At 68.5% G+C, this 24,756-nt stretch carries 24 protein-coding genes and 1 pseudogene; 14 read left to right on the forward strand and 11 right to left on the reverse strand.

What is annotated here, in order from left to right; all coding sequences use genetic code 11:
- Positions 1–8 precede the first annotated feature (8 nt).
- From ABD982_RS07595 to ABD982_RS07640, 10 genes are all read right to left on the reverse strand, one after another.
- Positions 9–2,246, reverse strand: a complete 2,238-nt coding sequence (locus tag ABD982_RS07595) for a heavy metal translocating P-type ATPase (RefSeq protein WP_006214167.1) — start codon at positions 2,244–2,246, stop codon at positions 9–11.
- 70 nt (positions 2,247–2,316) lie between these two features.
- The gene (locus ABD982_RS07600) at positions 2,317–2,916 is read right to left on the reverse strand and encodes a YdhK family protein (protein WP_006214166.1); all 600 of its coding nucleotides are present in this window, start codon (positions 2,914–2,916) and stop codon (positions 2,317–2,319) included.
- A 97-nt stretch (positions 2,917–3,013) separates the two neighbouring features.
- A complete protein-coding gene (gene fdxA / locus ABD982_RS07605; protein WP_006214165.1) occupies positions 3,014–3,343 on the reverse strand; it encodes a ferredoxin in 330 nt (109 codons plus the stop codon).
- Complete coding sequence (locus ABD982_RS07610; protein ID WP_006214164.1) at positions 3,340–4,575, reverse strand: MFS transporter; 1,236 nt, start codon at positions 4,573–4,575, stop codon at positions 3,340–3,342. The genes fdxA and ABD982_RS07610 overlap by 4 nt, the downstream gene beginning before the upstream one ends.
- Before the next feature lie 45 nt (positions 4,576–4,620).
- Positions 4,621–5,766, reverse strand: coding sequence for an FAD-dependent oxidoreductase (locus ABD982_RS07615; RefSeq protein WP_006214163.1), 1,146 nt, complete (start codon positions 5,764–5,766; stop codon positions 4,621–4,623).
- A gap of 47 nt (positions 5,767–5,813) precedes the next feature.
- On the reverse strand, positions 5,814–6,167 hold the full coding sequence (locus tag ABD982_RS07620; protein WP_006214162.1) for a metal-sensitive transcriptional regulator: 354 nt from the start codon (positions 6,165–6,167) through the stop codon (positions 5,814–5,816).
- A 66-nt stretch (positions 6,168–6,233) separates the two neighbouring features.
- Positions 6,234–6,485: a YHS domain-containing protein gene (locus ABD982_RS07625; protein ID WP_006213356.1), complete on the reverse strand. Its 252-nt coding sequence runs from the start codon at positions 6,483–6,485 to the stop codon at positions 6,234–6,236.
- Between the two features lie 53 nt (positions 6,486–6,538).
- Positions 6,539–8,809, reverse strand: coding sequence for a heavy metal translocating P-type ATPase (locus tag ABD982_RS07630; protein WP_040560307.1), 2,271 nt, complete (start codon positions 8,807–8,809; stop codon positions 6,539–6,541).
- A gap of 46 nt (positions 8,810–8,855) precedes the next feature.
- The gene (locus ABD982_RS07635; protein ID WP_040560308.1) at positions 8,856–9,797 is read right to left on the reverse strand and encodes a hypothetical protein; all 942 of its coding nucleotides are present in this window, start codon (positions 9,795–9,797) and stop codon (positions 8,856–8,858) included.
- Positions 9,797–10,006, reverse strand: coding sequence for a heavy-metal-associated domain-containing protein (locus ABD982_RS07640; RefSeq protein ID WP_006213359.1), 210 nt, complete (start codon positions 10,004–10,006; stop codon positions 9,797–9,799). Before ABD982_RS07640 ends, ABD982_RS07635 begins: the two co-directional genes overlap by 1 nt.
- A 553-nt stretch (positions 10,007–10,559) precedes the next feature.
- Here ABD982_RS07640 and ABD982_RS07645 point away from each other — a divergent pair.
- The 13 genes and pseudogenes from ABD982_RS07645 (at position 10,560) to ABD982_RS07705 (ending at position 23,005) form a co-directional block, all read left to right on the forward strand.
- The gene (locus ABD982_RS07645) at positions 10,560–11,351 is read left to right on the forward strand and encodes a helix-turn-helix transcriptional regulator (RefSeq protein ID WP_225984163.1); all 792 of its coding nucleotides are present in this window, start codon (positions 10,560–10,562) and stop codon (positions 11,349–11,351) included.
- A 246-nt stretch (positions 11,352–11,597) separates the two neighbouring features.
- Entirely contained in the window at positions 11,598–12,683 is a 1,086-nt protein-coding gene (locus ABD982_RS07650; protein WP_006213361.1) for an ArdC-like ssDNA-binding domain-containing protein, read from the forward strand.
- Positions 12,683–13,591 (forward strand): bifunctional DNA primase/polymerase, encoded by a 909-nt coding sequence (locus tag ABD982_RS07655; RefSeq protein ID WP_235044703.1) that lies wholly within the window; start codon positions 12,683–12,685, stop codon positions 13,589–13,591. The genes ABD982_RS07650 and ABD982_RS07655 overlap by 1 nt, the downstream gene beginning before the upstream one ends.
- A complete protein-coding gene (locus ABD982_RS07660; RefSeq protein ID WP_345446176.1) occupies positions 13,591–14,472 on the forward strand; it encodes a DUF2637 domain-containing protein in 882 nt (293 codons plus the stop codon). The genes ABD982_RS07655 and ABD982_RS07660 overlap by 1 nt, the downstream gene beginning before the upstream one ends.
- The gene (locus ABD982_RS07665; protein ID WP_345446177.1) at positions 14,469–14,873 is read left to right on the forward strand and encodes a hypothetical protein; all 405 of its coding nucleotides are present in this window, start codon (positions 14,469–14,471) and stop codon (positions 14,871–14,873) included. Before ABD982_RS07660 ends, ABD982_RS07665 begins: the two co-directional genes overlap by 4 nt.
- Positions 14,874–14,971: 98 nt before the next feature.
- Positions 14,972–15,859: pseudogene (locus ABD982_RS07670) on the forward strand (hypothetical protein).
- A gap of 40 nt (positions 15,860–15,899) precedes the next feature.
- On the forward strand, positions 15,900–16,958 hold the full coding sequence (locus ABD982_RS07675; protein WP_040560312.1) for a ParB N-terminal domain-containing protein: 1,059 nt from the start codon (positions 15,900–15,902) through the stop codon (positions 16,956–16,958).
- 23 nt (positions 16,959–16,981) lie between these two features.
- Positions 16,982–17,662: a hypothetical protein gene (locus ABD982_RS07680; protein WP_040560323.1), complete on the forward strand. Its 681-nt coding sequence runs from the start codon at positions 16,982–16,984 to the stop codon at positions 17,660–17,662.
- A gap of 32 nt (positions 17,663–17,694) precedes the next feature.
- Positions 17,695–19,341, forward strand: coding sequence for a M23 family metallopeptidase (locus ABD982_RS07685; RefSeq protein ID WP_040560324.1), 1,647 nt, complete (start codon positions 17,695–17,697; stop codon positions 19,339–19,341).
- Positions 19,341–19,607: a DUF6112 family protein gene (locus ABD982_RS07690; RefSeq protein ID WP_006213369.1), complete on the forward strand. Its 267-nt coding sequence runs from the start codon at positions 19,341–19,343 to the stop codon at positions 19,605–19,607. Before ABD982_RS07685 ends, ABD982_RS07690 begins: the two co-directional genes overlap by 1 nt.
- A 129-nt stretch (positions 19,608–19,736) precedes the next feature.
- On the forward strand, positions 19,737–20,063 hold the full coding sequence (locus tag ABD982_RS07695) for a DUF6112 family protein (protein ID WP_006213370.1): 327 nt from the start codon (positions 19,737–19,739) through the stop codon (positions 20,061–20,063).
- Between the two features lie 30 nt (positions 20,064–20,093).
- On the forward strand, positions 20,094–21,527 hold the full coding sequence (locus tag ABD982_RS07700) for a TrbL/VirB6 family protein (protein WP_006213371.1): 1,434 nt from the start codon (positions 20,094–20,096) through the stop codon (positions 21,525–21,527).
- Between the two features lie 5 nt (positions 21,528–21,532).
- Positions 21,533–23,005: an SCO6880 family protein gene (locus tag ABD982_RS07705; protein ID WP_006213372.1), complete on the forward strand. Its 1,473-nt coding sequence runs from the start codon at positions 21,533–21,535 to the stop codon at positions 23,003–23,005.
- Between the two features lie 6 nt (positions 23,006–23,011).
- Here the strand turns inward: ABD982_RS07705 and ABD982_RS07710 are convergent, their stop codons facing one another.
- On the reverse strand, positions 23,012–23,710 hold the full coding sequence (locus ABD982_RS07710) for a hypothetical protein (RefSeq protein WP_040560313.1): 699 nt from the start codon (positions 23,708–23,710) through the stop codon (positions 23,012–23,014).
- Positions 23,711–23,777: 67 nt separating this feature from the next.
- Here ABD982_RS07710 and ABD982_RS07715 point away from each other — a divergent pair, with 67 nt between their 5' ends.
- Entirely contained in the window at positions 23,778–24,698 is a 921-nt protein-coding gene (locus ABD982_RS07715; RefSeq protein ID WP_006213374.1) for a hypothetical protein, read from the forward strand.
- Positions 24,699–24,756: the final 58 nt, after the last annotated feature.

The following is a 24,756-nucleotide window of genomic DNA, read 5'->3' on the forward strand; positions in this document are numbered from 1 at the left end:
GCATGTCCTTACTTCTGGCGCTCCAGGACGGAACGCGTGCTGGCTTCGGGTGTGAGGTCGATGCGCCGCAGCAGCTGGGCGTTGAGCGCGACAACCACGGTGGAGGCTGACATCAGGATCGCGCCGATCGACATTGGCAGGACGAATCCCACCGGTGCCAGGATACCGGCCGCCAACGGCACCGAAAGAAGGTTGTAGCCGGCGGCCCACCACAGGTTCTGCTTCATCTTGCCGTATGCGCGTCGCGACAGCTGGATGATCGAGAGCACGCTGCGTGGGTCGGAACTGGCCAGGATCACCCCGGCCGAGGCGATGGCGACATCGGTGCCCGCGCCGATCGCGATGCCGACATCGGCCTGCGCCAGAGCCGGGGCGTCGTTGACGCCGTCGCCGACCATCGCGACCCTCTTGCCCTCTTCCTGCAGCTGGGAGACCTTCGCGGACTTGTCCTCCGGGCGCACGCCGGCGAAGACGCGGTCGATGCCGAGCTCCCGTCCGACCTCGTTCGCGACCGCCTCGGCATCGCCGGTGATCATGACGACCTCGACACCGAGGGCGTGGAGGGCGTCGACGGCGTCGCGGGATTCTGGCCGGACCTCGTCGGCGAGCCTCAGCCCGCCGACCACCTGGCCGCCGCGGAGAACGTGCAGAATGATCGCGCCCTCGGAGCGCCATGCCTCGGCCGTGCCGACCTCGTGCTGACCGGTCTCCTCGAGCAGCCGGGGCCCGCCGACGCGGACCTTCTGGCCGGAGACGGTCGCGGTGACGCCGACGGCGGGCGAGGATGAGAAGCCGCTGGCCTGCTGGAGGGCAAGGCCCTTGTCCTTGGCGGCGGTGACGATGGCCTTGGCGAGCGGGTGCTCGCTGTCGGCCTCGGCCGAGGCAGCGAGGGCGAGGACCTGGTCGGCGTCGAGTTCGCCGGTCGGCTCGACGCCGGTGACGGTGGGCTCGCCCTTGGTCAGCGTGCCGGTCTTGTCGAACAGCACCGCGTCGACCTGCCGCATGGACTCCAGCGCCAGGCGGTCCTTCACTAGGACGCCTCCGCGGGCGGCTCGCTCGGTGGCGATGGAGACGACCAGCGGGATCGCCAGGCCGAGGGCGTGGGGGCAGGCGATGACGAGCACGGTGATGGTGCGCACGACGGCCTCGTCGGGCATGCCGATGAGCGTCCAGACGACCGCAGTGACCAGCGCCGCGCCAAGAGCGAACCAGAACAGCCAGGCCGCGGCCTTGTCGGCGATCCGCTGGGCGCGGGAGGATGAGTTCTGCGCCTCGGCGACGAGCCGGTTGATGCCGGCCAGGGCGGTGTCGTCACCGGTGGCGGTAATCTCCACCCGCAGGCCGGAGTCGGTGGCGACGGTGCCGGCGGTGACGGTCTGGCCCTCGCCGCGAGAGACCGGGCGGGACTCGCCGGTGATCATGGACTCGTCCATGTCGGCGCGGCCGTCGACGATGGTTCCGTCGGCCGGGACGCTGCCGCCGGGGCGCACGATGACCACGTCGCCCACGTCGAGGTCGGCTGGGGCCACCTTGACGACGTTCTCGCCCTCGACGCGCTCGGCCTCGTCTGGCAGCAGTGCCGCCAACGAGTCGAGCGCCGAGGTGGTCTGGGCCAGGGAGCGCATCTCGATCCAATGGCCCAGCAGCATGATGACGATCAGCAGCGCCAGTTCCCACCAGAATTCGAGCTCGTGATGGACGAGCCCGAGCGTGGCGGCCCAGGAGGCGAAGAAGGCCACCGTGATCGCCAGAGCGATGAGCAGCATCATCCCGGGCTTGCGGGACTTCAACTCGCTGACGGCACCGGTGAGGAAGGGCCTGCCGCCCCAGACGTACATGACGGTGCCCAGTGCCGCGGCGACCCAGCCCGCCCAGCCGGGGACCTCGTAGCCCAGCAGCATGGCGAACATCGGTGAGAGGGCAACCGCGGGGATGGCGATGACGAGGTTGATCCAAAACAGCCGGCGGAACTGGCCAACGTGGTCCCCGTGCCCGCCATGGCCGCTGTGATCTCCGTGCCCACCGTGCTGGGCATGCTCATCGTGGCCGCCGTGCTCGTCGAGGCCCGTGTGGCCTGAGTGCTGCCCGTGGTCCATGGCGTGGCCCTGATGCCCGGTGTGCTGACCCTCGCGCGTGCCGTGCGCATCCGCCGAGGCGTGCGCGGACACAGACCCGTGGTGATGCTCGCCGTGGGCGGGTGTATCGGTTTCGTGGCCGTGGTGCTGGTGTGAGTTCGGGTCCGTCATGATTCCTCTCCTCCGTCATCGAGCCAGGCCGATTGCCGCTCACCCGGTGGCCGGGCAAGCGAACGTCGGCTCAGGACGCTGGTTGGATCTCGCTCTCGACGACCCACTTGTGGTTCGTCATCTTCATGCCGTCCGTCTCGTAGTCGACCATGTAGACCGTCTCATCGGTGGACGAAGCGATGGTGGCCTTTACGCCTTCCATGCCTTCCATGTGCTCGGCGAGCAGAGTCACCTCTGTGCCGTCGGCCAGAAGCTCGTCGCCGGCATCCTCAATTTCTTCCTGCACGACCCACTTGTGATCAGTGACGGGGTCGCCGCCACCTGCGGGCGTGTAGTTCACGGAGTACGTGTACGTGTCGAATGCGCCGGAAATCGTTGCTGTAGCCCCTTCCATGCCTTCCATGTGGTCGGCCGTGAGCTGCACCTCGGTACCGACAGGGTAGGTGGGCTCACTGGCTTCGGCGATACCCTCGGGTGCCGGTCCGCCGTCCATCGGGTGCTCCATCTCCTCATCACCGCTTTCTGCGTTGTTGCCGCCGTGGCCCTGATGCTCCTCAGTAGCCGAAGGGTCGGTCTGCTGGTCGTCGTCTGCTCCGCTGGCGCAACCGGCGAGCACGAGCGCCACTCCGAGCGCTCCCGCTGCCAGTCCTGTTCGCAGTCTCCTCTGCATGTCATTTCCTTTCATCAATATGCCTACCATATACCCCTAGGGGGTACTAGTCAAGGCTTGTGTGTTGTGTCGGTATGGATCAATCGGAAGCCCCTTCTCAGAGGGTCTGCTCGTGTTGGATGGGCAATGCGGCGATGAGGGGATGGTCGAAGCCCGTCGGTCCGATCTTCGCGGCTCCTCCGGGAGAACCCAACTCGTCGAAGAACTCGACGTTGGCCTTGTAGTAGTCAGACCATTCGTCGGGCAGGTCGTCTTCGTAGTAGATGGCCTCGACGGGGCAGACCGGTTCGCAGGCTCCGCAGTCGACGCATTCGTCGGGGTGGATGTAGAGCGAGCGTTCGCCCTCGTAGATGCAGTCGACAGGACATTCGTCGATGCAGGCGCGGTCCTTGACGTCCACGCAGGGAAGCGCGATCACGTAGGTCATGGCTGCTCCTCTCGGTCGGGTGCGGATCGGCGGTGAGAGCCGGTGGGAGGCTCGGGGAAGTCGTCAGTCTCTGCCGGGCCTGCGGCCGGGTGCGGGATGCGCAGGCGCAGGACGGTGGCGACGAGGCTGAGGGCGATGATGATCGCACCGAGGATCGTCATCGTCCCCGACAGGGTGAGCACCGGCACGAGCAATCCGGCGACGATGGTGGGCACGCCGAATGCCAGGTAGGCAACTGTGTAGATCACAGCCATCACGGCGGCGCGTTCCGACGATGCCGTGTGGGGCATGAGTGTGCGCAGTACCCCGAGGAACGCTGTGCCGAACCCGGAACCGACGATCGCGACCGAGGCGACATAGGCTGAGTAGGAACCGAGTGCGAGGGCGCCGATGCTCACTGCGGTGCCGAACGCCAGGGCACTGGTCGCATACAGGCTGATGGTGCGGGCGGAACGCCGCTGTAGGACGGACGAGGCGGTGACTCCGGAGATCGCCAGTGCGAAGATGACGATCCCAGCTTGGGTGTGCGTGGAGCCCCCAAGCTCACTGCCGACGAGGTCGGCTCCGAGCGCGAGGAAAAGCCCGTTGGTCGCCCACCCGGCGATGATCACGGGCACTCCGGCGGTGAACATGCGGCGCAGGTGCGGTGGCACGGTGAACCGCGGACGGAGGTCGCCACGTCGTATCCGGGTCTTCGGGGCCAGTTCCGGTGTGCTCCACACGACCGTTGCCACGATGAGGAAGGCAAGCACGAGCGACCCGAAGACGGCAGTTGTCGGTTCGGAGGTGAGATCGAGGAGAAGCGCAGCACCGAGAGCCCCGGCCCCAAGGCCAATCATCGGGCCGATCGTGTTCCACAGGGCTGCGATGTTCCGATGCGACGGGGACTCGAAGTCGATCATCATCGCCGACAGCGCCGGGATCAGCAGACCCGCTGCGAGCCCTTGCAAGGCTCGGGCGACCAGGAGCGCCGCGAGGCTACCGGCGAACCAGAACATGGCCACGCTCAGCGCCAGCGCCAAAGAACCGGCGGCCACGACCGGACGTCGGCCGACGTGGTCGGAGAGTGGTCCGAGGTAGAGCAGCGCGGCCAGGAGGGTGAAGGTGTAGACCGCGAACACGAGTGTGGTGGCGACGGGGATGAGTCCGAGCCGTTCGGCGATCTGGGGGTAGAACAAGGACGGCGCGCTGGCAGCGGCCATCATGAGAATGGTCGCTGCCAGCGAGAGCACGAAGCCCCGCCGTGGGATCTGCCTAATACAGTCTCCCGCCATCGCCTATGCCCGCACGCCGTGGAGCTGCTGCCCCCACTGGTAGACGGTGCCGACTGCGTCGATGCCAGTGACGCCGACGACGATGCCGTCGGTCTCGTGGCGGACGATGAACTCCTCACCGGCTTCCAGGTGGGCGTCTGCGCCGGCTGTGTACCCGACTCCGGAGATCATCTGACCGTAGACCATTGCCATGTAAGGGCTGCGTGGCAGGTAGGCGCCCGGATCGTCGCTAATGCCGAGGTCGTGCAATGCGGCCTGCGCGGCATGCGCACCCTGTGCGGCGGCGTCTTCCCAATGGTCGATGCGCCAGGCGCCCAGTGCCTCGTCGTGGTGCGTGGCCACACCTCCGGCTGCGTAGACGTGTTCTGCCGCGGCGCGGAGGTGATCGTCGACGTCGATACCGTTCGTCCACGGTGACGGGGCTGCGGGCGTCGTGCCGAGCGCGAGGAGAAGGAAGTCAGCCACGACGGGATTTCCGTCGTTGAGGGTGATGGTGACACCGGATTCTGTTTCGTCGACATGCTGGAGAGTGCGACCGAATCGGGCCTGCACCTTGGCGGCATGGTCGGCGGCGAGGCGCTCAGCCACGGGCGCCCCAAACGCTCCGACGCCGGGAACTGAACTGCGGGAGACCAGCGTGACCATGCGTCCGTCGGCTTGCAGAGACGAGGCTGTCTCGGCTGCGATGATTCCACCGCCGTAGATCGCTACCCGCGCGGGTCGCCCCAGTCCGGTCAGCAGCTTTCGGATGCCCAGGGCATCCTCCACGGAGTGAAGAGCGGTGACCCGCCCTTGTCCGGCGTCTTCGCCGCCGAACACGTCAGCGGGCAGGGAGCGAGGCATACTCCCGGTCGCGACGATGAGCGCGTCGTAGGAGACCTGTGCGCCGGAGGTCAGCTGGACCTGCTTCGCCGAGGTATCGACTTTGAGCACGGTGTCGGCGATGACCTCGATCTGAGGCAGCGGGAGCTTGATCATCTCCGGCGGTGTCGGACCGAACGCGATTCCCTTGATGAGCATCCGCGTATAGGGCGTCTCCCCGGTGCGGGTCACCAGCGTCACCCGGACATCGTCGCGTGAGGCGAGAGTGCGGGCGGCTGCGGCCCCGGCTGCTCCCGAGCCGAGGATGAGAACGTGCTGTGGGGTCATAGAAGAACTCCTGAACTGCTGGTCGTGATCGAACTGATGCGCCGGCGTCAGGAGCGCACGAGGCGGGCGATGGCCTCGGACGCCTCGCCGAGCCTCTGCTCGCTCACTGGTCCGCCGGCGAGTGCGGCGTCGAGGACACAATGCTTGAGGTGATCGTCGAGCAGGCCGAGGGCGACATTTTCGAGTGCCCTGGTGACTGCGGAGATCTGGGTGAGGATGTCGATGCAGTAGCGGTCCTCGTCGACCATCCGATCGATGCCGCGGATTTGGCCTTCGAGGCGCCGCAGACGATTGCGGTACTTCGTCTTATCGCTGATGTATCCGTGGACGGACGCGTCGCCGTCGCCTCCTGCGGGGCAGGTGTCGAGGTGGGTTTCGGTGGTGGGAGTCGTAGTGGTCATGTCGGTTCGCTCCGATCAGGTGGCGGGGTGCCGCAGCGGTGCCGCGGCACCCCGCACGCTGGTGGATTACGCCATGTTGGCGGCGTACTTGGCCGGGTCCGAATCGAACGCAGGCCCACAACCAGCGCAGCAGAAGTAGTAGCGCTCATCCTCGAAGTCGCGGTAGAGGCCGGCGGCCTCGGCGGTCTTCTTGCTGACCGGGGTGCCGACCATGACCGGGCAGGTGGTCATGTCATCGGCGCCCCCGCCAAGAAGGTTCTCGCGTCCACCGTTCTCCACGGCCGGGTTGGTCTCGTTCGTGCTGCAGCAGCTGCTCATTCTCTGGTGTTCCTTCGTTATTGGATTCGTGTGGATGGGTGGGTTCTCGTACGTCACTTCGAGGCGACGCTCGTGAACCCGCGCAGGCGGAGGCTGTTGCCGACGACGAAGACGCTGGAGAACGCCATCGCCGCACCTGCGAGCATGGGGTTGAGCATGCCGAGCGCAGCGACCGGGATCGCGGCGGTGTTGTAGGCGAATGCCCAGAACAGGTTGGTCTTGATCGTCGACAGGGTCTTCCTGGACAGGCGGATCGCGTCGACGGCGGCCCGCAGGTCACCGCGCACGAGCGTGATGTCGGAGGCCTCGATCGCGACGTCCGTGCCGGTGCCCATCGCCAGGCCCAGATCAGCCTGCGCGAGCGCGGGGGCGTCGTTGACGCCGTCGCCGACCATCGCGACGATCTTGCCCTCTTCCTGGAGGCGAGTGACGACGTCGACCTTGTCCTTGGGTAGCACTTCGGCGATGACCTCGTCGATGCCGACCTCGGACGCGATCTGGCGGGCCACGGCCTCGTTGTCACCGGTGAGCAGCACCGGGGTCAGGCCGATCTCCTTGAGCCCGCGGATCGCCTCGGCGCTCGTGGGCTTGACGGTGTCGGCGACGACGAGGATGCCGCGCGCAGCACCGTCCCAGCCGATCGCGACGACCGTCTTGCCCTCGCCCTCGGCCTGGGCCTTCGCCTGTGCGACCTCCGGAGAGAGCTTCTGCGACCAGTCCGCCAGCAGAGACTCGCGGCCGACGACGACCGGGGTCCCCTCGACGATGCCCTGCACGCCCTTGCCCTCGACATTGGCGAAGTCCTCTGGAGTAGGCAGCTGGCCGACTTCCTGGGTCGCGCCCTTGGCGATCGCCTGCGCAATCGGATGCTCCGAAGAGTCTTCCAGTGCACCGGCGAAACGCAGCAGCTCCGTACGATCCACACCGGGCTCAGTGATCACGTCGGTCAGAGTCATCTTGCCGCTGGTGACGGTGCCGGTCTTATCGAGCACGACGGTGTCGACCTTGCGAGTGGACTCCAGCACCTCCGGGCCCTTGATGAGGACGCCCATCTGCGCACCGCGCCCGGTGCCGACGAGCAACGCGGTCGGGGTCGCCAGACCCAGCGCGCAGGGGCAGGCGATGACGAGCACAGCGACCGCTGCGGTGAACGCGGCGGCGACGGGGAACCCGCCTCCCAGCCAGGCGCCGAGGGTGATGAACGCGACGACGATGACGATCGGCACGAAGATGCCGGAGATACGATCGGCCAGACGCTGCACCTCGGCCTTGCCGGTCTGCGCGTCCTCGACGAGCTTCGCCATCTGTGCGAGCTGTGTGTCCGAACCCACACGAGTCGCCCGCACGACCAGGCGGCCGCCGGCGTTGACGGTGGCACCGGTGACCGAGTCGCCCTCGCGGACCTCGACCGGCACGGACTCGCCGGTGAGCATCGAGGCGTCCACCGCGGAGGAGCCGGAGGTCACGAGACCGTCGGTGGCGATCTTCTCGCCTGGACGGACGATGAACTCGTCGCCGACCGCCAGCTCAGAGGTGGGGATCTTCACCTCTACGCCGTCGCGGAGTACGGCGACTTCCTTCGCGCCCAACTCCAGGAGGGCGCGCAGCGCGGCCCCGGCCTGGCGCTTGGATCGCTTCTCGAAGTAGCGGCCGGCGAGGATGAACATCGTCACGCCCGCGCCGACTTCGAGATAAATGTTCGCCGCGCCATCCGACGGAGCGATCGTGAACTCGAAGGGGTGCGTCATGCCGGGAGTGCCGGCAGTGCCGAGGAAGAGCGCATAGAGCGACCACAGCAGCGCGACGGAGGTACCCATCGAGATGAGCGTGTCCATCGTCGCCGCACCGTGCTTGAGGTTCGTCCACGCCGCCTTGTGGAACGGCCAAGCTCCCCAGATGATCACCGGTGCGGCCAGGGCGAGTGAGGCCCACTGCCAATACGTGAACTGCAGCGCGGGGATCATCGCCATCGCGATCACGGGAACAGTGAGCACGATCGCGCCGATCAGCCGATGCCGCAGCGAGGTGAGCTCACTGTCTTCCTCCTCCCCGGCCTCGGTCTCCGACATGTTCGCCGTAGTGTCCTTGGGCTTGGGCAGTGCGGCCGTGTACCCGGTCTTCTCGACCTCGGCGACCAGCAGTGACGGATCGTAGCCGGCAGGCACGGTGACCTTAGCCTTCTCAGTGGCGTAGTTGACGGTGGCCGCGACGCCATCGAGCTTGTTCAGCTTCTTCTCGATCCGGTTCGCGCAGGAGGCGCAGGTCATCCCGCCGATCTCCAACTCGATGTCCGGCCCACCCGTTGGGGGCGCTGATGTGCTCATCCTCTTCCTTCTTTCTCAGCTCTCGTGCGACGCCAGGCCCTGCGGGTCAGTGGCCGTCGGAATGCGAATCGTCTGTCTTCGAGCCGTCACCGTGCTCGGCGTCGATCACGAACTCGGCGGTGTGCACCTGCCCGTCGACCTGGAAGTCCAGGTAGAGCAGGTAACGGTCGGCGGTCGGGGCCTCCGCTGCGAATCGGATCTCGGGTCCGGCCGTGTCCCCGGCCTGGGGCTCGTCGCCCTCGGCGTGGACGTGCAGGTAGGCGAGGTCACCCTCGCGCAGCGCCACCAGGTGGCCGAACGCGCCCAGGTAAGGCTCCAGCGTGGTCACCGGCTGACCGTCACGCTCGACCGAGATGGTGAGCTCGCTTGAGGTGCCCGCAGTGAGGTCGCCGTTGAGGGAGACGGTGTATCCGTCGACCTCGTCGGTGGTCTGCGCCTCGGTCTCGACAGGGGTGAAGTCGCCCGCGACCTCGATTGCGCGGGTGAGAGTGATGCCTTCGGCTTCCTCGCCCGCGGGTGTGAAGTCGGCGTACACGCGGTAGGTGCCCGCCTCGTCCCAGGTCCACGGCACCGACCAGGTGCCTGTGCTCGTGTCGAGTTCGGGGTGCACGTGCTGGAAACCGGCGCCGTCGGTGCGCACGGCGATCAGATGCAGGTCCTTCTCGTGCGCGGTGGTGTACTCGGTCACCGGTTCGCCGGACTCGTCGAGGATCTGGAAGCTCAGGTCTCCATCCTCGCCTGCGGCCGTGGGGGCCTGGACCGGAGAGAGCACGAAGCCGTCCGCGCTTGCGGAGACCCCGTTCAGAGCGGGCTCCGCGGTTTCCTGCGCAGCGTCGCCGTGCCCTTCACCGTGTGCGTTCACGTTACTTCCTTCTGCCCATGCTGCTGCGAAGCTATCGGGAATGACGGCGCCGGCGAGGCCGAAGGCCCCGCCGAACGCCACCACCAACCCGGCCCCGTAGAGCGCGAGCCGTCCTCCGGCCTTCATCAGACGCGCACCGCCGAGTAGCCGGCCTCCTCGACCGCCGCGAGGACCTTGGCGTCGTCGATCTCACCCTCGGCGGTGACGTTGAGCTTGCCGGTCTGCGCGCTGACTTGGATGTCCTGGACGCCGGGGATCTCGCTGACCTCCTCGCGGATCGACATCTCGCAGTGGCCGCAGGTCATGCCCGTCACCTGGTAATCGTTCGAAGCCATCAGGTATCCTCCTTGTATGTCGGTAGTACCCCTACCGGGTACGTGTACAAGTCAACGCTATACCCCTGTCAGGTATTCCGCAAGGAGGGAGGCGATCGTGTGAGCTGCATCGCGCAAGTGCTGCAAACGATGGTTGGAGCGTCCGAGGTGTGCCTTGTGGTGCACCGATGCTGCGGGGCGATCCGCTGGGTTTTGTCGATGCGCGTCGGAGAGTAGTGACCCCTCGGCTCATCAGAACCGTGGACTGCCTTGCCGCATCGACGAAGGCAGCGAAGACTGGTACGAAACCGACTCCCGCCCCACAGCGATCATGCGCTATTGCTGTTGGTTCGGAACTGGCGAGCTCGTCCGGCTCCACAGGCGTTCGAGATTAGTGAGCGGATCAGACAAGAGCCAGCAAGAGTGCGCGGCCACGCCAGAGGCAGCGAGGCACTCCTGTGATGCACATTGGCGTAGCCCGCTGGTCGCCCAGACGCTTGCCGTCCACCGGCCTGTCGGCCCGGTGGTTTACGACTGCCTCAACATCTTGTTCATTAGGTCGGGCTCGGCAATCATGTTCAGCGAGTTCGGTCGTCAGCCGGTCAGCGTGGGCGATGCGATCCTTCTCGGCCCGAACGTATTGTTCAGCTGCGAGCCCGAGTGCCAAGTGTCGGTGACGTCGATCCGTGTCGATACCGATTTCGCTCTCGATCAGTTCTTCTGGCAGCACTCTGCGGTGCTGCACGATCGGCTTGACGCCCCCGGTTTCGCGGAGAAGATCTACTCTGAACCAGCGCAGATCCTGCGACTCGGCAGAGATCGGGCCGGGATGGTTGTGCCGTGGATTGATGAGATGGTCGCGCTCAGCGTTGAGAGACGGTTCCGAGAGAGATTCAACCGACTCCAGGCACTCTGGTTCGCTGTCATGGATGTGCTCGGACCATTCATCCGGGTCTCGCCTGCGAGGCTGACACCATTGCAGCGTGCACGCGCGCGTCCAGTGCTGCCGCGCAGTCGCAGGTTAGCCCCTCTCCGTCCGGAGGCGCTGCTGGCACGGGAGGCACTGCATGAAAACGTCGCCTATAGGTGGACACTCCACGAGCTGTCCGAGAGGGTGCGGCTCTCCCCGCAGCAATTGACCCGTGTGTTCGTCGATGCCTTCGGGAAGACCCCGATCGCGTATCTGACGATGCTTCGCGTGCAGGAGATGGCCAGGCTGCTGCGCGAGTCCGATCTTTCTGTCGCAGCAGTAGGTCGTTGCGTCGGCTGGTCCAGCCGTTCACGGGCGACGGAGGCATTCATCGAGCACGTCGGGCTCAGCCCGAGTCGCTACCGCTCCATGCGCCCGGTTGTCGCGGATAGATAGCAGCAGAGTCGTCCGGGAAATCATCACTTCGTCCGGCGTCCGACCGGACTCAGCTGCTTCCAGCCCTACGCAGGCTCTGAGGCTGATACGCCAGTAGGTCCACGTCAGGTGCCGCCCGTGTCCTGACGGCCAACCTACCGACTGTTCCGTTCGCTGACCGTCTGACTCGCCGGAAGCTCCTGGCTCACCTCGCTGGTGCAAGGCCAGCCGCGACCTCGCGGCTGGCCTGCCGAGAGGAGGCCGACGATGGCGACGAGGGAGGAAGCCCGCCAACAGCGGGAAGCGAAGCTCGACGAGCTCCACGAGAAGCTCACCGGTGCCGTCGAACGGCTGGTCACCGGTGAGGACTGGGCCGATGCGATGCGGTTCGCTGCCCGGTTCCGGTCGCGGAGCTTCAACAACGTCTGCCTGATCTGGGAGCAGCACCAGGCCGCATTCGAGGCCGGCGGGGTGCCCGAACCGTTCCCCACCCTGGTCGCGGGATACAAGCAGTGGCAGCAGCTGGGCCGACAGGTCGAGAAGGGCCAGGCCGGGTATCAGATCCTCGCCCCGGTCACTGGCAGGTTCGCCTCGACGAACCCGGCCGATCCGGACTCCTGGCGGCGTCTGAACCGGGGTGAGAAGCCGAAGCCCGGTGAGGTCGTGCGCTCCCGCATGGTCGGCGTGCGCCCGGCCTACGTCTGGGACGCCTCCCAGACCAGCGGCGATCCGATCCCCGAACGGCCAGCGCCACGGCTGCTCGCTGGCGAAGCCCCCGAAGGTCTGCGCGAGGGTCTGGCGGAGCAGGTCACGGCGGAGGGGTTCGAGCTGCTGTGGGTGCCGCACGAGGGCATGATCGGCGGCGCGAACGGGCTGACGAACTACTCGACCCGGCAAGTCGCCGTGCGCACGAACATGGACGACGCCGCGCAGGTGAAGACTCTCGCCCACGAACTCGGGCATGTGCTGATGCATGGGCCGGACCAGGAGGAGGCGCGGCAGCATCGCGGGATCGGTGAGGTCGAGGCCGAATCGGTGGCGCTGATGATCGGCGCCGCCCACGGCATGGACACCACGGGCTACACGATCCCGTACGTGGCCGGGTGGGCGGCGAACGTCGACGGGAAGAACCCGGTCGAGGTCGTGCAGGCCGCCGGTGAGCGCATCCGCAAGACCGCGCTCAGCATCCTCGACGGCCTCGACACGAACCAGGTGCCCGACGGCACACCGCCCGGGCTGGAACGCGACGGCCCGGCCCCGAAGAGCCCACGGCAGGACACGCCCGGTCGGCAAGTGGCGCCGTTGCCGGCGCCGGAGCGGGCCGCTGCGGTCGTGTTGGGGCGGGGGCTGTGATGTCCGAGAGCAGGTTTACTCGGGCGGTCCGGCAGATGGATGCGTCCTGGCCGCTGGGGCGGGCCGCGATGGTGTTCGCGCAGTCCGGGGTGCCGGTGTTCCCGTGCGCGCCGGAGGGCAAGCAGCCGATCACCCGACGCGGCTTCCACGACGCCACCACCGACCCGGCGCAGGTGGAGGCCTGGTGGCGCAGGTTCCCGGCGGCGAACATCGGCATGCCCACCGGCCGAGCCTCGGGCGTCTCCGTGGTGGATGTCGATGTGCACGGCGTCAACGGCTTCGACGCGATCCGCGCCGCGCGGCGGGAGGGGCTGGTGCATGGCTGGGAGACGATGGTGCGCTCACCGACCGGCGGCCTGCACATCTACTTCCCGGCCGCCGACAGTGAACAGCCGTCGTGGCAGGCCGGCCGTGCCGGGGTGGATTTCCGTGGGGATCGCGGCTACATCATCGTCCCGCCCTCGCGCCGCCAGATCGACGGCGAGAGCGTGCTCTACCGCCCCACCTCGTTCGCCCCCACCGACGGGCGGGCGCTGGATGCGCAGCGCCTGCGGGAGTTTCTCACCCCGCCCCGGCCCCGCCCGAAGACCGGCCCGATCTCGGATGCAGGGGCGATGGTGGATGCGGGTCGGATGGCGTCCTGGCTGAGCGGGCAGTCCACGGATCGCAATCTCAAGCTGTTCTGGGCCGCCTGCCGCCTCGCCGAGGGCAATGTGCCGGTCTCCGAGGCGCTGGATGCGTTTGCGAGCGTGGAGCAGCCGGATTTCGGGCAGCGGGAGATCACTCGCACCGTCGAGTCCGCCTACCGCACCATCACCACCGGTGTCGGCACCTCGACCCGGGCCGAGTCCGTGCCGGAGAGATTCGGGCCGGTGCCGGCTGCGACGCGGGCGGGCCGGGGGCTGTGATGGGCGGGCTGTCGGGGCGGCGATGGGCGGTGGTCGCGGCCGCGTCGGGGACGGTGCTGATCGGCGGCGGCGCGTTCTGGCTGAGCTTCGTCGCTCTGGCCGATCTCGCGGTGCGCTCGGGCATCACCAGTAACCAGGCGTGGATCTGGCCGCTCTTGGTGGACGGGCTGATCGTGGTCGCGACCGTCGCGGTCGTCGCCCTCGACGGGCATCGGGCGGCCTGGTACCCGTGGGTGCTGCTGATCGCCGGGGCGCTGATGTCGGTGAGCGCGAACGCCGCGCACGCCCTCGTCGCCGCTGACGCCTCCGTGCCGGGCCTGCTCGCGGCCATCGTCGCCGCGGTCCCGCCGCTCGTGCTGCTGGCCTCCACGCATCTGACGACGGTCCTGACCCGCTCCACCAGAACCCCGGTCCCCACGCCGATCACCCCCACCCCGGAGTCAGGATCGGCGCTGGAGGTCTCCGAGACCGCTGGCGCGCAGGCACAGGCCGCACCGCTCCTTCTGCCGGAGCTTCCCGAGCGGCCACGTTCGGCCACGGGCATCGCGGTAGCGACACCGCCGGCCCCGGCCGCCAAGGTGCTGGGCGAGCAGACAGAGCCTGACCGATCGGATGTGCCCGTGCTGGAGGCGGTGGCCGAAACCCCATCGGCTGAGCCCGACCCGCCAACGTTGGCAGGTGCTGGGCGGCGGGAACGGGCGGCAGTGCTGCGGGGGCGGGGCTGGTCGAACAAGGCGATCGCGCGCGAACTCGGCGTGCACGCCTCGACCGTCGGCCGCTGGTTCCCCCGCACCGATCCCGCGCCCGCCGCAGACCAGGAGACCTCGGCAGTGCCCGAGCACCACAACGAATCAGATGAGGAGAAGGAGCAGAAATCATGAACCCCTACGAGCAGAACAACCCCGGCAGGCAGGACACGCCCCCGCCGGAGACGACCCGCCCTGACCGGGCGGAGACACCGGGTGCTCCGGAGGCGATCCAAGCCGCCGACGTCACCCGCACAACCGGTGCCAAGACTGAGACTGCGGATGTTGATCCGGCACTGCGCAAGGCGCGCGGGGTTGACTGGGTACGCACCTCGGACCTGATGGCGAGAGGCACCGGGCAGATCTCACGCCTGGCGATCGACTTCGAGACGAACCTCGCACACAAGGCCCACGACGGCCTCGCCCGCGGCGTCACGCGCCTGGGTGCAAAGGAGCGTGAGCTGCCCCCGATCTCGGCGTTCGGCCGCAGTACGAGCCGTGACGGGGCCGGGCGCGGCCCGGTCGGAATGAACTGAGGTGACCGGCCATGACCACGACCATGCCCGGCGCCGAACGCCGAGCACCAGGTGTCGGAGAAGGCGAGTGCACCTGCCTGCCAGGAGGTGCCGAACCCATGACGACCACGACTCACACAGGTTCCCCGCAGCGGGGGCCTGAGAACTACACGACCAGCGCCGGGCTGCGTGCCCTGCTGGCCCGGCTCCACGCGGCCGGGCCCGGGGCATGGGCGCGGGACCCGGTCGCCGGCGAGCTGATGCAGTATGCGGCGCAGAAGTACGCCGCGCTGGCGCGCAAGCACTCGTTGGACCCGTGGGAGGCCGCCAGCGCCGCGTTCGATGTGATGCGCACCCGCTCCGCCCGGGAGGCGATCGACCCGTGGGGCGTGGTCACGCACGCGGTGCGGATCACCTGCATCGCCGAGGAGCGCGCCTAGGGGCTGCTGTGCTCGACCCATCAGGCCCGCCGCCCGCACATCTCCGCGTTCCACGACGCCGAGCGAATCTCCGACAGGGAGACGCCGCTGTCGGAGTATCACCCCGCGTTCCAGGTCACCGACCCCGAACCCGATCCCGACGGCACCGGAGACGCCGGAGACGGTGACGGTGGCGGTGGTGGTGTGGTGGGGGTGGCGATGTCGGCGTCGTCGGCGGCTGAGGACGCGATCGCGCTGGTGACGATGCTCGGCTGGGAGCCCGCGACCGCGCGGGCGTCGGTGGAGCACATCTGCGGGGCGCTGGCGAAGGCCGGGGCGCGGCATACCGCGTTCGAGACCCTGCGACGTGACCAGCACGCCCGCGCGCTGCTGGATCTGCCGGGCCGGTCCTGGACCGGGCTGCTCAAGGCGCTGCTGGGCAACCCGCACCCGGCGCTGGCGGCGACCAGCGCGGGCCGCGGGGTGCTGCTGCGGCTGCTGATCGGCGAGACGATCCCGATGCTGCTGCGCGATGACGATCTCGTGCTCACCATCTGCCTGGCCGCCCCACGACAGGCCCGGAAGTAACCGGGGACCACGAAGAGAGGACTGAGAGGGGTGAGTGGTGATGAGTATCGAACTGCAACGCACCGTGGAGTCGATTCAGGTCGGTGCCCGTCATCGCGCCGACCTCGGCGATATCCAGGCTCTGGCTGACTCGATCCGCGAGCACGGCCTGTTGCAACCGATCACGGTCACCCCCGAAGGGGTGCTGGTGTGCGGGCGACGCCGGCTGGAAGCGATCCGGCTGCTGCACTGGCGCACGGTCAGCGTGTGGGTGCGATCGGGTGTCTCGACCCGGTTGGGGCATCTGCTGGCCGAGCAGGACGAGAATGCGCACCGCAAGCCGCTCAACCAGCTGGAGGCCGCCGCCCTGTACCGCGAGCTCAAGCAGCTCATGACCGAGGACGCCCAGCGCCGCGATGTCGTAACCCGCTTCTCGGCGGAGAATCAGCCCGGTGCTGACGGGGGTGCCAAATTGGCACCCCCGTCAGGGGGTGTCGGTGGGAGGAGCCGCGCGCAGGCCGCGCGGATGGTCACCGGCCGCGCCTCGTACACGACGCTGGAGAAGATCTCGGCGATCCAGGCCATGGCCGAGAACCCCGAGAATCCCGAGGCGCTGCGCGAGCAGGCGACGACGGAGCTGGCGGGGATCGAGGCCGGCGGGCCGGTCGACCCCGCCTATCAGCGCCTGCGCGGCCAGGTCGAGCAAGCGGACGCCTCTCGCCAGGCGTCGCTGCGCGCGATGGCCCAAGAGGCCGTCGCCCGTGTCACCGCCGCTGGACGCACCAAGCCCCGCACGCACACCTCGGCCCGGCCGGCGGTGGTGCCGGGGCGGTGGCCGGTGACGGCGTTCGTGCAGACCTGGACCTCCCTGGCGGAATGGTGGACCCACTACGACGTGGACGAGCTCGCCCGCGACCTCACCGAGGAGCAGGCCGGCATCTTCCTCGACGTCGCCGACGGCACCAGCGCCTTCGCCGCCCGCCTGCGCATCTCCCTCGACACCACCGGCCACGACGTCGAGACGACAACCGAGGAGCCCCGCACCGACGAGGACACCGGCCCCGGCGCTGATGCCGAATCAGGCGAGAGCGTCTCTCGGCAGCATCTGCGTGCTCTGTGACCGGGTGCGTGCACCTGGGCGGCATGAAGACTTTCGCTGACTCCCGCCCGCGCACCCGCCTGATCGTCCTGCTCGCCGCCGGCCTGGTGATCGTGCTCCTGGCCGGCATCGGGATCTACGGCCTGATCCTCGGCCCCGACACCAGCCCACCCCACGACCGTGACCCCGAGCCGGGCGCGTCGTCGAGTCCGGTCGAGTCCGGCACGCCACGGCCGGGGCGGATCGCTGCGGTGGTCGGGTCCGGGGACCCGGAGGAGTTCGCCCGCAACGTCGCGACGGCGGTGTTCGCCTGGGATACCGGGTCGGGGCTGATGCCGCTGGACTACACGAGCGTGCTGATGGAGGTCGCCGACCCGACCGGCACCGAGCAGGCCGGCCTCGCCTCCGATATCGCCGCCTATCTGCCCACGCGGGAGGCATGGGTCGAGCTGCGCCAGTACGCCACCACCCAGCACCTGGAGATCACCGATGCGTTCGTGCCCGGAGCGTGGGCGACCGCGCAGGAGCAGGCGCAGCCGGGGCAGCTGGTGGAGGGGACGACGGCGATCACGATCGAAGGCGTCCGCCACCGTGCCGGGGTGTTGAACGACGAACCCGTCGACTCCGCGCACGAGGTGGCGTTCACCGTGTTCGTGGTCTGCGAGCCCGCCTACGACACCTGTCATCTGCTGCGGCTGTCCGAGCTGGACAACCCCCTGCGCTGACCCGAGAGGTCTGGGGAGAAAGGAGGGGCGTGGTGCTCAAGAAGCTCGCTATCGGACTGCTCGCACTGGCGCTGGTAGCACCGTTCCTGTCGATGGTCGGGATCGGGCTGCTGATGAACCCCGCCGCGACCTGGGCCTGCACCGTGCCCGGCGGCGGACTGCAAGTCGGCGAGGTGCCCGACGAGCTCGCCGTCGAAACGCGCGATGGGGAGTCGTTCACGCTGAACAAGAAGCAACTCACGCACGCGGCCACGATCATCGAGACCGGCTCCGGCGTCGAGGGCGTGAACCGTGACGGACTCCAGATCGCGCTGATGGCCGCACTGACCGAGTCGACCCTGCGGCAGCTGTCGAACACGAGCGTCTACCCGGAGTCAGCGGACTACCCGAACGATGGCGATGGCAGCGACAACGACAGCCTGGGGTTGTTCCAGATGCGCCCGCAGGCCGGGTGGGGGTCGGTCCCAGAGCTGATGGCCCCCGAGTATCAGGCGCGAGCGTTCTTCGGCGGCCCGGACGGCCCGAACCATCCCTCGCCGCGCGGGCTGCTGGACATCCCCGGCTGGCAAGACATGGGCAAAGGCGAGGCCGCCCAAGCCGTGGAGGTCTCGGCGTTCCCCGACCGGTACGAGAACTACAGCCCCGTCGCCGTCACGATCCTCGACACCCTCCTCGGCACCACAGGCACGAACGTCGAAACTGACCCTGGTGTGGTGCCTGCTGTGGCCGGGGCGGCGGAGTCTTCGCGGGTGGTGTTCCCTCTGCCCGAGGGCACGTGGACGGCGACCGACCCGTACGGGCCGCGCACCCACCCGATCACCGGGGAGCAGTCCTTCCACACCGGCAGCGACTTCGCCGCCCCGGACGGCACGCCCATCCTCGCCGCCGCCGACGGCACGGTCACCGTCGCCGAGTACACCGATGCGTGGGGCGGGAAGGTCGTCATCGAACATCAGGTCGGCGGCGAGCAGGTCGCCACCGGGTACATCCATTCCTGGGCCGACGGCATCCACGTCGAGGCCGGCGATAGGGTGCGGGCCGGGCAGCACATCGCCGACGTCGGCTCCTCGGGCCAGTCCACCGGCCCGCACCTGCACCTTGAGGTCTATGTCGGGGGCACCGGCGGTGAGCACACCGACCCCGCCGCCTGGCTGAACGCCCACGACGCCGCGGACCTGCCCGAGGCCGAGACCGGCCCACCGGCCGGCGACTGCGACCCCGACAGCAATGGGCCTGGTGGGGAGCCTGACCCTGCCCCGGCCGGTGACCCGGATGAGCTGGTCGACGACCCGACCAGTAACGGGCAGATCACCCGCCGCACCCTGCACCTGTATCAGCAGACGATCGCGGCGTTCCCCGAGACGACCTGGTCGTGCTACTCGCCACGGCCGGGCACGGTCTCGGAGCACCCGCTGGGTCGGGCCTGCGATATCGCGTTCGGCAACGCCATCGGGCAGATGCCCACGCCCGCGCAGATCGAGGCGGGCTGGGAAGTCACGAACTGGATGAAAGACCACGCCGAGACCCTCGGAGTCGACTACCTCATCTGGCAGGACAAGATCTGGTCCCTCGCCCGTGACGACGAGGGCTGGCGCGACTACACGCGCGGCACCGATATCACCACGAGGCATCAAGACCACCTCCACGTCACCCTCGCCGATTCGGGTGGTGGGGCCTGATGGACGTGTTCCCCGATTTCGAGGGCCTGGGCGGCATCGGCGACCTGGAAGAGGTCATCGGCGCCCTGTTGACGTTCGTGCTCATCATCGCGGTGCTGATGCTCATTATTTCCGGCATCGTCTGGGCGATCGCGTCTGCGTCCGGGAACTACGCCGCCGCCGGCAAGGCCCGCACCGGCGTGCTCGTCGCCCTCGGGGCGGCGATCCTCGCCGGCGCCGGGGTCACGTGGATGAACTGGTTGATCGGCATCGGCCAACAACTCTGAACCCCTGCGCTGAAGCTGCTGCGCCCGCCCCCGGTCTTGTGGGGGCGGGCGCTGCTGCGTGTCTGGCGGGGTCGGGTGCACCTGGTCGAGAGAACACCTCTGTCTCATCTGTCGAAGGAGCGCCCTGCCATGACCATCACGACCCTCGCCACCTGGACCCTCGCCCGCTTGGCGATGCTCCCGATGCAGATCGACATCGACCCCAACGACTCGGGGCTGCCCGGCATCGACCAGCTGCGCACCATCGTCGGTGCCGTCATGACCGTCGGCCTCATCCTGTCCGTCCTCGCGCTGATCGTCTCGGCGATCGTGTGGGGCTTCGGCTCCAACTCCAGCAACCCCCACCTGGCCGGCCGCGGCAAGATCGGCGTCTTGATCTCCTGCGGTGCGGCGGTGATCTGCGGTGCCGCGGTCACGCTGATCAATTTCTTCTGGGGCGTCGGCCAGGCCGTCTGAACCCGCCTATCTGTGTGAGGGAGGTCTGTGATGGCGCTGTGCGATGTTCCCGTCATCTCCACGGTCTGCGACTCCGCCGGTGAAGCGGCCGCGTCGCTGATCGCCGCCCCGTTCGACTGGTTCGCGCAGGCCGTCGGCGGGGCGGCGGGCTGGCTGATCGAGGCCATGTGGACAGTGTTTGACACGACCACGCTGGTCGACGTCACCCAAGAGGGGTACGTGTCGGTGTACAACCTGCTGTTCGGGATCGGCGTGTTCATCGTGCTGATCTTCTTCTGCTTCCAGCTCATCCTCGGCCTGATCCGCCGCGACCCCACCGCGCTGTCCCGCGCCGCCCTCGGGGCCGGCAAGGCCGTGCTCGGCTCCTTCGTGGTCATCACCCTGGCCGCGCTCGCGCTGGAGATCACCGACCAGTTGACCATCGGGATCATCCAAGCCGCCGGCGAGACCACGGCCACGATGGGCGACAAGATCATCCTGCTGGCCGCCGGACTGACCGCCATCAACATCTCCGCCCCCGGTGTCGGGGCGATCGTGACGATCTTCCTCGGCGGGCTCATGGTCGCCGCGGTCGCGATCGTGTGGTTCTCGCTGCTGATCCGCAAGGCTCTGCTGCTGATCGCGATCGTGCTCGCCCCGCTCGCGTTCGCTGGTGCGGCGTGGGATGCCACCCGCGGGTGGATCGGGAAGTGGGCGGCGTTCGTACTCGCCCTCATCATCTCCAAGCTGGTGCTCGTGGTGGTGTTCCTCATCGCGATCACCCAGATGGCAACCCCCATCGAGGCGGACCTGACGGCGATCACCGAGCCAATCACCGGCATCGTCATGCTCGCGATCGCCGCCTTCGCCCCCTACATGGTCTACCGGGTCATCGCGTTCCTCGGCTTCGACCTCTACAACACCATGGGATCGGAACAAGAAGCCAAGAACGCCATGAACCGACCCGTCCCGGTGCCCGGCACACCGCAAGGCGAAGGCCCGAAGAAGATCCTCGACACCAACGGCAACGGCGGCGGAGGAGGTGGGGGCGGGGGTGACGAACCGCCCCCACCCGGAGGCGGAAACCCACCCGGCGGTGGCGGCGGCGGTGGGGGCACGCCGCCACCACCAGGCGGCGGAGCAGATGCCGGAGCAGGTGCGGGCGGTGCGGGCGCCGGCGGTTCGGCGGCCGGTGCGGGAGCTGCCGCGGGACCGGTCGCGGCGGTGGTCATCGGCGCGGAGGTCGCGAAGAAGGCCGCGACGGCCGGCCCCGAGGCCGGCAAGCAGATCGGCGCCCAGGCCGAGGCCGCCACCGACGGCGCCAACCAGAACACCGGCAACACCAACACCAGCGGGAACGGTGAGAGCGGTGGGAGTGGGCCGGGCGCGCAGGCACCGCCGCGCAGCACCCCGCAGCCGAACCTGCCGACCGGCCCGAAGCCCGACGACGGGCCCAGTAAGCCGCCGACCGGTGGGAAGGAGTGATCCTCGTGAGCAACAAGCACAGCGCCGAAGAAGCGCGTACGGGCACCGACCTGGTGCCGGTGAAATTCAGCAGATTGACTCGCCGCGGCATCTTGCTGGGATTGTCCGCGACCCAGCTGGCGACCCTCGCCGTCGGAGTGCTGTCCCTGGTGGGCGCGTTCTACGCCGGCGGGATGCTCATCGCCTACACCGCCCCGATCTGGGTGTCCTCGATCGTGCTGACCTGGATGCCCGTCGCCGGGCGCCCGGTCGTGGAATGGGTGCCCGTGGCCGCCTGGTGGCTGTGGCGGACCACCGGCGGACAGTTGGCCTACCGGCGCCGCATCGTCGCTCCGAGGCCGGCGGGCACGCTCGCGCTGCCCGGTGACATGGCGCGGCTGCGCGAGCACGTCGACCCGCAGAGCGGGGCGGGCATGATCCACGACCCTCACCAGGCGACGCTGACGGTGGTGTGCGAGATCCGCCATCCCGCGTTCGTGCTCCTCGATCCCGGCGAGCAGGCCCGCCGGGTCTCCTCCTGGGGGCGGGTGCTGGCCAGCGTCTGCCGGTCCGGGCGGATCGCGACCGTGCAGGTGCTGGAGCGCACCCTGCCGGACTCGGGCACGGGCCTGGCCGAATGGTGGGCCGCCCACGGCAGCCAGGACGACTCCTTCGCATCGAGGACGTATGCCGAGCTGATCGAGCGCGCCGGGCCCGCCGGGGAGCGTCACGCCACCACGATCAGCCTCAGCCTGGATATGAAGACGGCGGCCCGGCAGATCCGGACCGCCGGCGGCGGGCTGCGGGGCGCGGCCGCGGTGCTGCGCCAGGAGATGAGCACACTGACCGCGGCGCTGCGCTCGGCGGACCTGACCCCTGCCGGGTGGCTGAGCCCGGGGCAGATCGCCGTGATCCTGCGCAGCGCCTACGACCCGGCCGTCGCCGCGACCCTGGAGCGGCACGGGGAGATCGGCCAGTCGCTGGCCACCGCCGGCCCGGTCGCGGTGACCGAGACCTGGACGAGGCTGCGCACCGATACCGGCTACCACGTCGTGCTCTGGATCAGCGAGTGGCCCCGCTCGATGGTGTATCCGGGGTTCCTCGCCCCGCTGGTGCTCTCCTCAGGGATCGGGCGATCCCTGTCGCTGCTCTACACCCCGCTGCGCACCGATCAGGCTGCCCGTGACATCCGCAAGAAGAAGGTCGAGCACATCTCCGATGCCGCGCAGCGCCGCCGGATCGGACAGATCGAGGACGCCGCCCAGACCGCCGAATACACCGACGTGCTCCAGCAGGAAGCTGACCTCACCGCCGGGCACGGCGTGCTGCGCGTGACCGGTCTGGTCGCCGTCTCGGCGCCCACCATCGAGGAACTGGACGCCGCGGTCGCCGCGGTCGAGCAGGCCGCCATCCAGGCCTCCTGCGAAACCCGCCGCCTCGTCGGCCAGCAGGCCGCCGCGTTCACAGCCGCGGCCTTGCCCCTGACCCGGCCCGTATGAGCCGGCTCAGTTGTCCTTCGGGGGCTTCTCCTGTGCTAGGAGTTGGGAGAAGTGCGCGTCGTTTGGGGCGATATCTGGTCGGAGCCAGTGCATGACCTGATACGTGTTGTTCACCAACATGAAGCCGTCCGACGCCATCGCACCGGCGGAGAAGACAACCTGATCATCTCCGAGCGCGTCCAGCAATTCGGCGTTGTCATCGCCATGGACGAGGTCACCGTAGAGGAACATACGTGCGATCTCGTTGTCCCAGGCATTGACACGAACCCCGGCTGCTTCTGGGTCGATCGGGGCCTGCATAATCCGCATTCGGCGAGGCGGGTACTGCGCCCAGTTCTCACGCAACTGTGTCAAATGCTCAGAGACATTGGTGGCGTCCGCCGGCCGAAAGTACTCCAACGCGGCAAGAACCGTTACCCATGCGAGCCGGTCGCCCTTCTTCGTGAGCGTGAGTGGACGGATCAGTGTGAGTGCGTAAGCCACCTGCTCTTTGGGAGGAATGACCTGGCGAATGCCTGCCAGAGACGACTGGCCTGTGGCTTGATCGACAACGAAGTTCATGTGCAGCTGTTGCCCCAGGTTCATCGCATCGTCACGACGTGCGAGCTCGCACGAGAAGAGCTCTTCCGCTCGGCGTTTGAACAGTCGCAGGGTCTGAGTGTGCCTCGCTGCGAGCTGATCGCTGGCCCTATCCTCACCGCTCATGTGCTCCTCCGGCTGGTTCGTGCTCTGAATGCGTACCTCTCGATCACCACAGTCAAGGGGAGGAACCGTGCCTACATTCTACGATCCCGTCGCCGACGCCGAGGAGGCATCGCAGGCGCTGCGCGGCCTGGCGCACGCCAGCCGCGACTTCACCCACCCCGAGGACGCCTACGGGGTGATTGGGGACCTGCTGGCCGGGGTGCGCTCGATGCAGCAGTCGATCCAGCAGCTCGCCACCCGCCACGCCCGCCATGACGGGCGCGCCTTCGACGATGCCGGAGACCCCGCCGCCGGTATCCGTGATGCCCGCCTGGCCGCCGGGGAGCTCTCCGAGGCCGCTGCCGCCCTGGACCGTGTCGAGGAGGGGCTTAACCGTGCCTCGCAGGCTGCCGGTCGCATCGCCTGGCACCCCGCCCCGCCCGCACCCGCCGAGACGGAGATGACCAGGGTTCAGGGGCCGGTGTCGCGGTGGGTGAACATCGTCTTCCTCCAGGGCGGTGAAGCCGATGCGGTGCTGTGGCTGATCGACTGTGACGGCCCGGACGCCGCGATCGAGCACCTGGCCGGCTTCGACTACGGCGAGGAGACCACGGACGCGGCCATGCTCAACGGCTACGTCTACGACACCCCACCGATCGGGGCGCTGGACAAGGAAGCACGCACGGGAGAGTACACGCTGACCTACAACCCGGACCTCGGCCACGTCGCCCTCTACCGCCACCACCAGATCGCGCCCGAGGACAGCCTCGACACCGACACCCCCGCACCGACCATGGACCCCGACATGGGCAGTGCCGGCGGTGCCGCCTCGGCCGGGACTGCGATGGGCGCGGCGGGTGCTGCCGCTGCGGCGCTCTCTGATCGCGGGGTACGCGCCACCGGACGAGAAGCGGGCAGTGCCGCCGGGCGTGGGCCGGTGAGCGAGGGGTCCTGGTTCGAGCATCCGGGCGTCGCGGCGGTCAAGCGTGACCGCGGCCTCGGCCTCTGACCCGACTACCTCCCGTGGTGCCGCCGCCCTGTGGGGTCGGCGGCACCGGCATGTCCGT

This window comes from Rothia endophytica, assembly GCF_039543885.1.
GTDB lineage: Bacteria > Actinomycetota > Actinomycetes > Actinomycetales > Micrococcaceae > Rothia > Rothia endophytica.